The organism is Levilactobacillus koreensis JCM 16448 (assembly GCF_001435525.1).
Taxonomy (GTDB): domain Bacteria; phylum Bacillota; class Bacilli; order Lactobacillales; family Lactobacillaceae; genus Levilactobacillus; species Levilactobacillus koreensis.
In genome coordinates this window covers 77,241-90,663 of the sequence record NZ_AZDP01000079.1, presented here as the reverse complement: position 1 = coordinate 90,663, position 13,423 = coordinate 77,241, and the positions used below count along the sequence as shown (strand labels likewise).

At 47.3% G+C, this 13,423-nt stretch carries 12 protein-coding genes; 8 read left to right on the top strand and 4 right to left on the bottom strand.

All coding sequences use genetic code 11. The features are described 5' to 3' along the window. Positions 1-667: 667 nt before the first annotated feature. The 4 genes from FC99_RS07125 (at position 668) to FC99_RS07110 (ending at position 4,764) form a co-directional block, all read left to right on the top strand. Complete coding sequence (locus FC99_RS07125) at positions 668-1,927, top strand: ROK family protein (RefSeq protein WP_235805881.1); 1,260 nt, start codon at positions 668-670, stop codon at positions 1,925-1,927. Positions 1,928-2,434: 507 nt separating this feature from the next. Then, positions 2,435-3,535 (top strand): AI-2E family transporter, encoded by a 1,101-nt coding sequence (locus FC99_RS07120; RefSeq protein WP_048732967.1) that lies wholly within the window; start codon positions 2,435-2,437, stop codon positions 3,533-3,535. Positions 3,536-3,701: 166 nt separating this feature from the next. Then, on the top strand, positions 3,702-4,394 hold the full coding sequence (locus FC99_RS07115) for a 2,3-diphosphoglycerate-dependent phosphoglycerate mutase (protein WP_048732965.1): 693 nt from the start codon (positions 3,702-3,704) through the stop codon (positions 4,392-4,394). A 124-nt stretch (positions 4,395-4,518) separates the two neighbouring features. Next, a complete protein-coding gene (locus FC99_RS07110; RefSeq protein WP_048736273.1) occupies positions 4,519-4,764 on the top strand; it encodes a hypothetical protein in 246 nt (81 codons plus the stop codon). 76 nt (positions 4,765-4,840) lie between these two features. Here FC99_RS07110 and FC99_RS13835 read toward each other — a convergent pair whose 3' ends face one another. Then, positions 4,841-5,047 carry a hypothetical protein gene (locus tag FC99_RS13835; protein WP_156166896.1) on the bottom strand — a complete coding sequence of 69 codons (207 nt, stop codon included), beginning with the start codon at positions 5,045-5,047 and terminating at the stop codon, positions 4,841-4,843. A gap of 357 nt (positions 5,048-5,404) precedes the next feature. Here FC99_RS13835 and FC99_RS14435 point away from each other — a divergent pair, with 357 nt between their 5' ends. Continuing rightward, positions 5,405-5,599, top strand: coding sequence for a DUF3781 domain-containing protein (locus FC99_RS14435; RefSeq protein WP_082153186.1), 195 nt, complete (start codon positions 5,405-5,407; stop codon positions 5,597-5,599). A 1,362-nt stretch (positions 5,600-6,961) separates the two neighbouring features. Here the strand turns inward: FC99_RS14435 and FC99_RS14025 are convergent. Then, on the bottom strand, positions 6,962-7,465 hold the full coding sequence (locus FC99_RS14025; RefSeq protein WP_048732963.1) for a hypothetical protein: 504 nt from the start codon (positions 7,463-7,465) through the stop codon (positions 6,962-6,964). On the opposite strand from FC99_RS14025, the gene FC99_RS14020 reads away from it, so the two are divergent. Next, positions 7,437-7,805: a hypothetical protein gene (locus FC99_RS14020; protein WP_048732961.1), complete on the top strand. Its 369-nt coding sequence runs from the start codon at positions 7,437-7,439 to the stop codon at positions 7,803-7,805. The genes FC99_RS14025 and FC99_RS14020 overlap by 29 nt on opposite strands. Before the next feature lie 443 nt (positions 7,806-8,248). Beyond that, positions 8,249-10,795: an AAA family ATPase gene (locus tag FC99_RS07095; RefSeq protein ID WP_048732959.1), complete on the top strand. Its 2,547-nt coding sequence runs from the start codon at positions 8,249-8,251 to the stop codon at positions 10,793-10,795. Positions 10,796-11,000: 205 nt separating this feature from the next. Here FC99_RS07095 and FC99_RS07090 read toward each other — a convergent pair whose 3' ends face one another. Further along, the gene (locus FC99_RS07090; RefSeq protein WP_048732957.1) at positions 11,001-11,927 is read right to left on the bottom strand and encodes a helix-turn-helix transcriptional regulator; all 927 of its coding nucleotides are present in this window, start codon (positions 11,925-11,927) and stop codon (positions 11,001-11,003) included. A gap of 101 nt (positions 11,928-12,028) precedes the next feature. Here FC99_RS07090 and FC99_RS07085 point away from each other — a divergent pair, with 101 nt between their 5' ends. Continuing rightward, on the top strand, positions 12,029-12,673 hold the full coding sequence (locus FC99_RS07085; protein WP_082153185.1) for an FMN-dependent NADH-azoreductase: 645 nt from the start codon (positions 12,029-12,031) through the stop codon (positions 12,671-12,673). A gap of 362 nt (positions 12,674-13,035) precedes the next feature. Here the strand turns inward: FC99_RS07085 and FC99_RS07080 are convergent, their stop codons facing one another. Beyond that, the gene (locus tag FC99_RS07080) at positions 13,036-13,320 is read right to left on the bottom strand and encodes a hypothetical protein (RefSeq protein WP_048732956.1); all 285 of its coding nucleotides are present in this window, start codon (positions 13,318-13,320) and stop codon (positions 13,036-13,038) included. Positions 13,321-13,423: the final 103 nt, after the last annotated feature.

Below are 13,423 nucleotides of genomic sequence, written 5' to 3'. Positions count from 1 at the left end.
TGCTTGAGACTGTAGGAACAGTCAAAACATTCTAGTCCTTTTATGAATAAATTGGGTTATGGTCTACAACTCTTGTCATGGCAAAAGACAGTCAGAGCCGGAGGAGGCCAGGGATGCAGCCAGCCGTGGAAATAATGGTAGCTGGAAGCTACCATTATGGGCGACTTTTAAGACGCATGATTTTTGCGGCTTCAAAGCGAGCGAGAAGCCTAGTGTTCCTCTAGGCTGAAGCGGTCCCCACAGCAGGCGGAATCCCTGGCCTCCGGAGTGCGGTCAATCGAACACCAAATATCCCCATGATAAAAAGATGATTGCCCGCAACATAAATCACCCCTAAAAGTCCAGCTAAAGTTGTAATTAGGAAGGCGAACTAACCATATTGAACGAAATGGTCACAAAATTTGACATGAAGGTTAAGTCAGCAAACAAATAGATTAATAATCTTAACAAGAAAATTAATTGGTATGTGTATGATTTTGACGGGAGAAAGCCACTGATAGCAACGATTTCCCGAAAATTCGGGCTATAAACGGCCATAATTTTCACAAGTCATTATTTATCCTAAATTGGTAAGGGTGATTTACTATATAAGTAGAATCAGAATTTCTACTAAGGGGGGTCAGGTAACGCAGCCTTCCCGATGGCGGGTGAGCACCAATCTTGGGGGATGGGGCGACCTAAAACTGATTTGATTCCCGAATCACCACAAAGCTGTTGGGGGCGTGGCGTTACCAAGAAAATTATGATTATCAACAAACACATTATGCGTACAACCAATGAGAAACAAGTTTTACAGCAGATTGTCAACGCCGGACCCATTTCGCGTAGTCAGATTTCGCGTAACTTGAGTTTGAACAAAGTAACGGTTTCCGATATTTATAGCCAGTTACTGCATGAAGGGCTGATCCGTGAGGTTGGTCACGGTGTCAGCACACGTAACGGTGGGCGGAAACCAGTAATGGCATTGCTAAACGTGGGGTATGGCTATGTCATCAGTATCAATATTTTACGGTCACGGTTCTCAATCGTGACAAGTCGCTTGGACGGCCGGTCGGAAAATTATGAGAGTGTGTCGACCCGTGACGTGGATCTCGCGACGGTGCTCGACATGATCGACGAACGAATCGCCAATACCATGGCGGCCAGCGACTCACGGCTGCTGGGGATTGCCTTTGGACTAGACGGTGTCATTTATGAAAATCAGATTCTAGCCGCCTCACTGAAAGGCTTTAAGAACTTTGATCTCGCAAAGTACTTTAGCGACAAGTTCCAAGTGCCAGTTGTCTTGGAAAATTTAGCAAATGAATCCGCCATTTACGAACGAGATTTTGCGGGTGAAGGGGTCTATAGGAACCTCATCTCCGTGACGATTCGCGACCAAGTCTCAGCCGGAATCATTACGGAAGAACACCTGTACCGCGGCCACAACGGTGAAGCAGGTAACATTGGAACTTGTCCAATGGCTGACCGCTACCGTGAAGAAAATGTAGAGACAGTCAACCATTATGTGGCTGAGGGACCGGTACTCCAGCGGATCATGGCCTATCAAAAGCTAGACCGCGTGGACGTCAACCGAATTCGCCGGGATTATTTAGGTCACCGGCCAGAACTATTGTCCATTTTGGATGAGTTTACGTACTACTTAGCCAAAGTGTTGGGAAACCTCTCCAACACGTTTGCGCCGGATGCTATTGTGGTCAACGCGCCAATCTTGGAGCTGTTGCCGGAACTGATGGATAAGGTTCGCGACTACGTGAGCCAAATGGCGATCTTACGGAAAGCACCCCTGCTCTTAACGAAGAATTCGAAGGAAGCATCCTTGATGGGTGGGGCTTCGGCCATCATCCACAAGGCCCTGGGACTGGACGACTTACAGCTGACATTCGGCAATCAGCGGTCGGCAATTTTAGAGGGAGTCGAATCATAATCAAACATGCGGAGAACCTGGCGGTGGCTGGGTTCTTTTTTGTTCTGTTACGCTTCGCCAGCCGCCAGATATGGGGTAGGACGGTGTGAACGGCAAGCCTGAACTCATATCATTACATGGTGTTCGTGGATAATTATAACCATAAAAGTTGTTATCGGCTGGAAGTCAAAGACGCATGGTACACAAGTCTTTTATCAGTTGTTGTGGCAGAGCACATTCAGAGCCGGAGGAGGCCAGGGATGGAGCCAGCCGTGGTGATATTGGTAGCTGGCCGTTGGTTAGCTACCAATATGGGCGACTTTGGAGACACGTGATCTTCGTGGCTTCAAAGCGAGCGAGAAGACTGGTGGTTTTCCAGTCTGAAGCGTCCCCACAGCAGGCGTAATCCCTGGCATCCGGAGCGCGGCCAGTCTACACAAATTTAACCGATGAAAACACTAAGGAAAACGGACGGCATAGGGTATAATGGAGCTATTGCTGAGATAATTGGATGGGGGAGATTCACAAGTGAGTTTATGGCAACGCTTCGTTGAAAATGTTCAGCTCCGACGCTTCACTGTGCTGGCGCTGATTATCTTCGTGTTGTGGCTGATTCGAGCCGAAATGAACATGATTCTGTTGACGTTCATCTTTACATTTTTGATCCTACAATTGGTTAAGGGGATTCGAAAGTATGTGAAGCTACCGGCGACACTGATTGTGGCGGTCACGTACATTTTGATTATTGGGCTCCTTTATGGCGCGGTTACGACGTATTTACCGCAGATCTTGAAGTCGTCGGTCACCGGGATCGAGAGCTTGTATAAGTTTTACCAAAACCCGGCGAACAATAGTAATGAAGTGATTAACTATGTCAACAACTACATCAAGACTTCCGATATTGTTAGTCAGCTACAGAATGGGGCTAAATTGGTGTTGACCTACATTTCGACGATTGGGTCGTTTGGGGTCACGCTATTCATGTCGATGATCTTGAGTTTCTTCTTCACCATTGAAAGCAAGCAGATGGGCGAGTTCTCTAAACGGTTCCTGACCAGCACCTATGGTTGGTTCTTCTCCGATGTGAGTTTCTTTGCCACGAAATTTGTGAACACGTTTGGGGTCGTTTTGGAAGCGCAATTCTTCATTGCCCTGTGCAACACGGTCATTACGACGATTGTGTTGGCGATTATGGGGATGCCACAGCTGGCAACGCTGGCCATCATGATCTTCGTGCTGAGTCTGATTCCGGTGGCCGGGGTCATCGTGTCGATCATCCCGCTAGCCATTCTGGGCTACTCGGTCGGCGGTCTGCGCTACGTCATCTACATTTTGGTGATGATCGTGGTAGTCCATGCGCTGGAAGCGTACGTGTTGAACCCGAAGTTTATGTCGAGCCGCACGGAATTGCCGATTTTCTATACGTTTGTGGTCTTACTGGCGGGCGAGCAGTTATTTGGCGTCTGGGGCTTGATCGTCGGGGTACCGATCTTCACGTTCTTCCTGGACATTCTGGGCGTGCGACCGGTTCATGGCCTGCACCCAACGCCACACGTGGACGTACAGAAGCTACAAAAGCTGCGGGAATACCGCAAGAAGCACGGTCAAAATGACGAAAAAGACGAGTAATAAACGAAACGACTTAGCCAATTCGGTTAGGTCGTTTTTGAGGTTTAAATGGGAGTCTTCACAGAAGAAAACGATTACATGTAAAGAACCGCACAATTGAGCTGAAATTTAGCCGCAGATGGTGTAAAATGACAAGGTATTCTACGACAGAAAGAGGTTATCAGTGATGGCAAAATTAGTATTGATTCGCCACGGCCAAAGTGAATGGAACTTAGCAAACAAGTTCACTGGCTGGGTTGACGTTGATTTAAGCGAAAAGGGTGTCGAAGAAGCTAAGGCCGCTGGTCAAAAGATCAAGGAATCTGGCATGAAGTTCGACTACGCTTACACGTCAGTTCTGAAGCGGGCAATCAAGACGTTACACTACGTTTTGGAAGAATCAGACCAACTCTGGATTCCAGAAACCAAGACTTGGCGTTTGAACGAACGTCACTACGGCGCTTTACAAGGTTTGAACAAGAAGGAAACCGCTGAAAAGTACGGTGACGACCAAGTTCACATCTGGCGTCGTTCATACGACGTTTTGCCTCCACTTTTGGATGCAGACGCTGAAGGTTCAGCTGTTAAGGACCCACGTTACGCTAACTTGGATCCTAACATCGTTCCTGGTGGTGAAAACTTGAAGGTTACTCTGGAACGGGTTATGCCATTCTGGGAAGACCAAATCGCACCTAAGTTACTCGACGGCAAGAATGTCATCATCGCTGCCCACGGTAACTCATTACGTGCCTTAAGCAAGTACATCGAACGGATCTCCGACGATGCCATCATGAACCTCGAAATGGCTACTGGTGAACCAGTTGTCTACGACTTTGATGACAAGTTAAACATGACTAACAAGACGAAGTTAGGTAAGTAATTACCTGATTGTGTCAGAGCCGCCTCGTTTGTGGGGGCGGCTTTTTCGTGGGAAAAATTGTCACTAGCGGTCTCTAGGTGGGCCGCTGTTGACCGAAAATTTAGTAAGAGAAAAGAGATTGGCATTGGCAGATAAAGAAGTAACGCAACTTGAAAAAATGAAGATTATCGGTTTGTTCCGCAAAGAGGGCTTCACTGGCGAGTACGAAAGTTTCCAACGGGTCAGTGGCACTGATCGGGAATTCTTTGTGGTCATGAGTAATGAACAGGGCATCAAGGCGTTGTTCCGGGCTAGTTTGATGTTGAACGCCGTTGAATTCCAGTATGTGTTGGATGACAAGCATACTTTTGTGACGGGAAAAGCTGAATAACTGAAGGTAGTCATAAAACGCGGTTAGTTCCTTTTTAAGGGAGCTAACCGCGTTTTTTAAGAGTAACTAGAGCCATTTAATTGGAGCGATTTGTCCACCAGTACAAGGCATAGACCACTAATAAAAGAATTACAGTAAGCACTATGCTTCCTAGAAATACCCAGTTTAATGGTTTAGCCATTCCAATGGTAACTAAAAATCCTTCAATAATGGTAATTAATACAATTAATACAATTACCCAGGTCAAAAATTTAGTTGCTTTCTGCTTTGTTGTATTTGTCAAATGAGTTATCTCCAATGCATTGCATGATGGGTGTTGATGATTTTACCGGTTTTATTGCTATGCCGGTAAGCTGAGACATAGCATTCTTCATTGAGTAATACAGTCATACCATTAGGCGCCTTAACAGTTGTATGATAGTAGCTAGCATTTACGTAACAATTTTTAACCTTCGAGGCTACAATCTGTGATGCTACACCAGTTGCGGCGACGGCAAATGGATGTCCGGAGGCGCCTAAAGCTCCTCCAACACCAATTTGTACTGCATAGATTGTAGCTTTCTTATAAGTTGCCTTATTGTAACTTGTCTTAGCATGGTATGTCTTAAACTTACTATATCCTAATTTTTTATAACCTGCAATGCTGTGTGGACTTGCAGTTGACCTGTCGCACGCAGAGATAGAAGCGCTGGTTATTGCGGTATTGAATGATGTCGCTACTGGTGTCGAGAGGTTGGGGAAAAACTACTATGTGACTAACCAGACTCGTCAGGTACAGTTAGTGATTAATCCATTTAACTACCGTTTGATCACGGCGAACCGTGTAACTGAATAGAAGTTAAGATACTGTCAGACCCAATCGGAGGGACTGACAGTATTTTTTTAAACTTATGAGATGTCGGCAGCTGTTTCCGCACGGTTTCCCCTTAGCAGTCAGCTGCTTTTGGACACTTCAAAAGCAATTCCACAAAATAATAGCACACTACGATAATATCAATAGTTAATTTAGTGTCCAAACAAATAGTAACTGCAAGTATTTGATTGTGTGATTGATTATTTCCACGCAAAAGTATATGATTAAATCAAGTTGAGGAAGCGCTTTCTTTTTAAAAGGGGAGCTGGTTTTAAGCGCGAGGGGAGCTAGCATCATGAAACTTTATCAAAAGGCAATTACAGCAACAATTACCATTCTGGCAGTGTCGGCATTATCACTGACAACAGGGCATTCCCAAGAACTTACGCACACCTTTGGAAATGGCGAGGACTTAAAATTAATCGCGCCGGGTGACTATAAATTAGATGATTATACAGGGAACAATGACCTGAGCTCGACCTCAGCATGGGTCTTGAAGCAACCCATTAGAATGTTTACTAATGACACACTTTCTGGATTGAGTGCAACCGGCGAAACGGTCAGCTCAATCCACAAACCGGGGGCAAATTCGCTAACTAGTAACATTTTTCCTTGGGGAGTAGCTTATGCTAAAGATGCGTTTAGCTTAGCAGGCAATCAGCTAGCGGAACCTTATTCAGTCAAGCTTTTTCACAATTATGGCTCCTGGGAATTGTTACAGGCCCAGATGCCAATTTTAGTGTACCCGCAGCCGACAATTAAGGAAACCGGGCCGTTTACGATTTACCAGGGCGGCCAATTTATTAGCGATGATTACGACGTTATTCAGGACCCTTGGATTAAGCAGGCTTGGACAGGCGACTCTTATTTGAACGAAACCACGTTTGAAAATGACGGGGGCACAATTACCAATAATGGGGCGACCGTTCTAGGCGAGCTGAATCAACGCATTACCGCAGCACCAGGTGCCTATCAAGTAAACTATGTGGAAAACATCGCCAATGAGTTAGCGGATACGCTGGCATTAAAGTCATCCGTTGAGGCTAATGAAAAATGGGAAGTTCTCGCCACGCCAGATGTGACCGCATCGGCTGCAGTTGAAGCTGAGACGAATACGCCAATTGATCTAACTCAAAATGTGGCCGTTACAGATGCTAATCATAGCGGCGGCAAGATTAAGTTTGGCGATGCTGAAGTCACGAATAAGCCGGACGATACCGATATGACAGTTCAAGTTAATGTTTTGAATGATCAACACCAGTTGGTTTCCTTAGACGATTTAGCTGCGCAAAATTTCAAAACGCCGGGCCAATATACGATTCAATACAGCTACAACTACACCGATCAGTTTGGCACGCAGTATGCTCCGATAACTGCAGAAACAAAACTTATGATTAAAGGCTCTGATGAGAGCTCATCGAGTTCATCGAACTCCTCTAGCTCGTCTAGTTCTTCCGACTCATCAAGTTCATCAAGTTCGACAAGCTCATCGAGTTCATCAAGCTCATCGAACTCATCAAGTTCGTCTAGTTCTTCCGACTCATCAAGCTCTTCGAGTTCATCAAGCTCCTCAAGCTCCTCAAGTTCGACAAGTTCGTCAAGTTCATCAAATTCCTCCAGCTCGTCTAGTTCTTCCGACTCATCAAGTTCCTCCAGCTCATCGAGTTCCTCAAGCTCGACAAACTCGTCCAGCTCGTCTAATTCGTCCGATTCATCGAGCTCTGTAAGTTCTTCCGATTCTTCAAATTCCGCAAGTTCTTCAAGTTTGCCGGGTTCATCAAGCTCCACGAGTTCATCGAATCCATCGAGCTCTTCCAGTTTGCCAAGTTCTTCCAGTTCAAGTGACACTGATTCCAATGCTCCGGTAGTTAGCTCCAACAATGACCAGGACGGTGGCGATGGTGACCTAAGCAACAATGGCGGCAACCAAACTGAAATGTCACAGGCGGATAACACTTCCAGCAAGCCAGTAGCTACTGGCTATGAAAAGGGCGCATCTGCTGACCAAATTAGTGCGCCAGCCAAGGTGACATCTTCTAAGTCAGCAGTACAGTCCCCAAAGAGTACTCGACAAAAATCATTGATTCCACAATTAAATGACACGAGTAGCCTCTCATTACTATTTGGTGGGCTGGTCCTATTGATTGGAACGGTAGGAATCGCTAAGTTGTACCGCAAGAGTAAATAACCGTGTGTAAGATAATCTATTGATTTGAAGCCGTCCTATGTTTTGGGGGCGGCTTTTTCGTGTGACCTGTCGAAGATGGAATAGAGTCTAGTGATTGCTGTACTGGACGATGCTGCTACCAGTGTCGAGAAGGTCGGCGCAGGTCCCGCAACAAGATATGTACTGGTGCACCAAATTCTTAGCAAATAAGTCTACCGGGAGATACCGGGAGATGCCGGGAGATAGAAATGATCTTTGTTGTAAGTTATGGTGTTGTTGCGGTCGGACACATACAGTTTCAGTAGAAGGCGAACCTGTAACAGACAAATCAACAGTAAATAGCGTTGTTACAAGCGAGCCAGAAAGAATACCTAGTTTTCTACTGCCAGACTTGACTGTACCGTTACAGGATAGTTTAAAATGATAACTATCGTGAACAGAACTAAAAACAAAGGTGGGCAAGTATGACAACAAGTGAAAAACAACGTGAACATATTAGTGTACGTGGTGGGAACGTCCATAATTTAAAAAATATTAACGTGGACATTCCGTTGAATCAGTTTGTGGCGATTTCAGGTCCCTCGGGATCCGGGAAGAGTTCATTGGCCATGGGGATTTTATATGCGGAGGGGTCGCGGCGGTACTTGGAGGCACTATCCACCTATACCAGACGGCGAATCGGGCAGAGCAAGCGGTCGCAGGTCCAGGAAGTGCGGCACATTCCATCCGCTATCGCTTTGCGGCAACGGCCGGGAGTCCCTTCCGAGCGCTCAACGGTTGGGTCGATGAGTGAGTTATTTAACGTCGTGCGCCTCATCTTCTCGCGCCTTGGCTCGATGGTTTGCCCCAACGGTCACCGGATTGCGCCTAGTCTGAAAGTTGCCCAGGCTATGGATCTACCGGGTGGCGCCGACAGCAAGATGGGAATCGTGACCTGTCCGGAGTGTGGGGTCGAGTTCATGGCGAAATCCGCCGAAGACTTTGCCTTCAATTCCGGCGGTGCCTGTCCAGAATGTCATGGGACGGGGACGGTTCAGACCTTAGACGAGGACAGGCTGATTGGCGACGAGCGTCTCAGTCTGGCAGAAGGGGTCGTGGCCTCATGGCATTTGCCCGGCCGAAACTTTATGCCGACGGTGGCAGAGACGCTGGGAGTACGTATCGACGTGCCCTACAAGGACCTCACCAATCGGGAGAAAGACATTGTCCTCAACGGCGCCAAGAAACAGTATCCCGTAGATTTTCGGACCTCGACCGGACGGGTTTTCCATACCGACAACACGCTGTATGAGAACGCCCACGAGGCAGTCTACGATTCCCTGAAGACGGTGAAGAGTGAACGGGCCATCAAGAAGGTCAATGAATTTTTCCACTTCTCCGTGTGCCCAACCTGTCACGGGACGCGGCTGAATCCGGAGCTCTTGACACAGTTAGTTGGGGGTAAAAATATTGCAGAGGTGTCTGACCTGACCCTGGGCTCACTGTCTGAGTGGCAAACTGCGGCGCAAAATGAGTTGCCCGCTGAGATGAAAGCCATGGCTGATGTGCTCTTCAAGAATTTGACGGATACGTTGCGTCCCCTGCTGGAACTTGGGCTAGACTATCTGACCTTATCGCGGAACGGCAATACGCTGTCGACCGGAGAACTTCAACGGCTTCAATTGGCCAAGACCATCCGGACGGAGACGACGGGCGTTCTGTACGTGTTGGATGAACCCTCCATTGGGTTACACCCCGACAACGTTAAGGGGCTCATCCGTATCTTTAGAGAATTGATTGCCCAAGGAAATTCTTTGGTCGTGGTCGATCATGAAGTCGACATCATTGCGGCGGCCGATTGGGTGATCGAGATTGGTCCCGGGTCGGGGGATGCCGGTGGTCAAATCATTGCCGAGGGAACGCCCCTAGATTTAACGGAAAATGCCCAGTCATTGATTGGACCTTACATTTCTGGGCAAGCTAAAATCATGCACGACAAGGTGCCCACTAGCCAGAAGGCCGGCGAGCTCACCACGCATTTTGAGGTGCAGAATTACTTTAATCTACATGACATTGCCGTGACCATTCCTGGAAACGAGATTACCGCGGTTACCGGGTTCTCTGGCGCTGGTAAGACGAGTCTGATCTTGGACAGTCTGGTTCCGGCCATTCAGGCAGCCAATGCCAAGGTCGCCCTGCCCAAGCAGGTGACGACCCTGGAGACCCATTTGAAGGACGTGGTGTCCGTGGATGCCAAGCCAATTGGGAAGAATGCCCGCTCGACGATTGCCACCTACACCACCATCATGGATAACTTGCGCCGCCTGTTTGCTAATTTACCAGAAGCTAAGGCCAAGAAATTTGGTCTCGCTTACTTCTCGTATAATAACAAGCAGGGGGCGTGTGAACAGTGTGGCGGACTGGGCACCATTACCCTCGATATTCAGTACTTGCCGGACATGGAGGAGGTCTGCCCTTACTGCCACGGCGCGCGGTATAAGGACGAGATTCAACAGATTCGTTGGCACGGCTACAATATCGTCGACCTGCTGAACTTATCGGTCCGTGAGGCGTTAAGCGTCTTTGAAACGGTCCCTAAGATTGAAAAACAGCTCCAATTGCTGGACGAAATGGGATTGGGTTACCTGCATTTAGGCGAAAGCACGCCGAGCCTGTCCGGTGGTGAAGCCCAACGGTTAAAGCTCATGAGTCACTTGAATAAACGCCAAAGCAAGACCCTGTTTATCTTCGACGAGCCTTCCGTCGGCCTGCATCCGCAAGATGTGCAGACACTACTGGGCGTGATTAACAGCTTGAAGGTCAAGGGAGCCACGATTATCATCATCACGCACGATCTTGATCTGATGGCCAACGCCGATTATCTGATTGATCTCGGCCCCAAGGGTGGGCAAGCCGGTGGCCGGTTGATGGCTAGTGGTGATCCACAGCAGTTGATCAAGACGACTAAGAGTCTGACGCTGGATTACCTGAAGGCACATTTTGAAAAATTCCATTTAGTTAGTGAGATCTAGCCATGCAAAAGAGGGTCTGGGACAACAGTCCTAGACCCATTTTGCATATGGTCGAAACGTGCGACAAAAGGCAGTCAACTCCATTTAGCCCCGAGAGACAAACAATCCAAAACTGAGATTATTCGTCTCAGTTTTGGACAGAAAATCCAACCTTGAGGGCTCATTTCAATGACTAGTAAGAGCCTAGTTTAGTGATACTTTTTTACTAGTACATGGCCTTGATCTTATTAATCGCAGCTAAGTAGCCGGTTTGTAAGGATTCAGGTTCTAAAATTCGAACATTAGTGCCAAGGGACAGTAAATATTGAATCATGTACTCATACTCGTCTTGGTTGTAGCCACCGGACAAATAGTCTTGGCCGTCGATGGTTTCCAGCTGCATATTTGCATAGTGATTACGCTGAACCATTTCGCGACCACGGGGAGTCAGCTGACACCGGTACGCAATATTATGGTGGTGTTGGTCGTAGGCGGCCTGATGTTGCTTAAGGGCTTCGTAACTGAATGGGGCTGGTTGGTAAGTGGGACTGAGCGCAGTTACCGTGTCGCAGCGAATGATTTTCCAGTCTTGTGTGGCTAGGTTAACGCCACTGACAAACCAAACACCGTTGCGGAAAAGAAGGTCGAATAGCTGGAACTGGCGCGGTGTTGGTTGGTCCTTTAGCTGCAGGGCCACGACGGTTTCATTCAAAATGGCGTTTAACAGCGGCTGTAAGAGTTTGGGACCATCGAGGTTAGGAATCGCATAATAATTGACGACTTCTTGTAGTCGCGTTACTTTCTGTTGCTCGGCTAGTGGTAAAGTCGCCATGAGTTTTTGGTAAATGGTGGTGTAGGATTTTTCGAAAGGTGTCGCTGATAGCAGGCTCAGTGCTTTGATGGCAAAGAAGAGGGCGTTGATCTCTTGAATATTTAATAGCACGGGAACCCAGAGTTGGCGTTTAGTCAGTTTATAGCCGCCGTAACGCCCGGGTTCAACGTAAAAGGTGAGTCCTAATTGTTCTAGGGATTGGATGTCGCGTAGAGCGGTGCGCTTGGAAATCGCAAAGGTCGTCGTTAAATCTTTGATGTGGAAGCCATTCTTGTAACTTAAGAAAATCAATTCTTGGTTTAAACGTTCAGAGCGTTCCATACGAGATTCCTTTCCAAATAATCTTTAATGGTGACGGTAATTGTCACCTTTGACGTTTAGTATAGACCTTGTTGCAAGATAAAAGAAATGAGGACCTACTGATGATGAAAACCTTATTGATTAATGCCCATCCTGACTTTCGGAATGCCGCTCACTACTCGATTCAACTGGCACAAGACTTCTTAGCTCAGTTTCGAGCGACGTTTCCAGATGAGACGGTCGACGTTTTGAATCTGTATGATACTGAGATCCCGCAGGCGACGACAGAAGAGTTGCTGGGTATCTGGGAAAAACAAAGAACCCACGTTAGTTTAAATGTTGCTGAACAACATGTTTACGAAGTTAATCAACAATTACTAGCACAATTTAAAACGCATCACCGTATCGTAATCGCCACGCCGCTGCACAATTTTAACGTGACGTCGAAGCTAAAGGACTATCTGGATAATATTTTGGTGGCGCGCGAAACGTTTCGGTATACGGAAGCGGGTTCGGTTGGCCTGATGACGGATAACTACAAGGTGATGATGTTACAGGCTAGCGGCTCGGTCTATACGCGTAATGACCGGTACACGTCAATGGAATTTTCCCGGATGTACCTGGAGAAGATGTTTACTGAAATTATGGGGTTTGATGATTTCTACGTGGTTCGAGTGCAAGGCACCCAAACACACGGTGTCGATGTTAGTCAGGCTGTTAGGGAAGGTCATGCAGAATTGACAACAGCTTTTGCTAAGTTTTATTAAGAATAGAAATTCGGGATATGTCTTGAGGTTAAATTCCGTTGAGTTCCAGTGCGTGTTGGGTGGCAAGCGTATGCTTGTGCCGGGGAAAGCTGAATAGAAGTCAAAAAAGTGGCGGTGCCTTTATAGACATCGCCACTTTTAGCTGTACATTACCATATTTTCTAGTGCTTAGGAACGCCACAGAAGCCGTCGCAAGCACATTTGCGGTCAGAAATCATTGGGCAGTGGCAGATGCCATCGGCACTTGCGCAGCCGCAACCGGGGGCACAGGTCATCCCAGCATGACAAAACGGATTGTCGTCTGTTTTAGTCTCGTTCTTTTTAACGTTATCAGTCATTATGATCACCTCGTATTTAGTAGTTTAGCAGCTTTCCAAGTTATCCGTGCTGATTAAGCTAAAATTCTCATCGAGCTTTTGGGTCAACTGAGCTTGTTCCTGTTCGGTTAGTTGGTCGCGCTCGCTACCGGCGGCAGGATGGGTCAAGACTTGATGGTATAGCGCGGTCTTGGCACTCGCCGGATCAGCTGTCTTCACCGCTGCCGCAACGTCAAGGCCAGCGGCTGTGTCGACGTATGCGCCGCCGTTGTTAATAATAAAGCCGGTTGCAAAATAATCCTGATGGTTAACCAGAAAATATTCAGTCATGGGAAATCCCCTTTCAGATCAAAGCGCCACTACGTACTTTAAGTATACTAGTCGGTGTCAATAAAACAAAGGGGGCCCGATGGAGGTGATTGTTCGCAGTGGG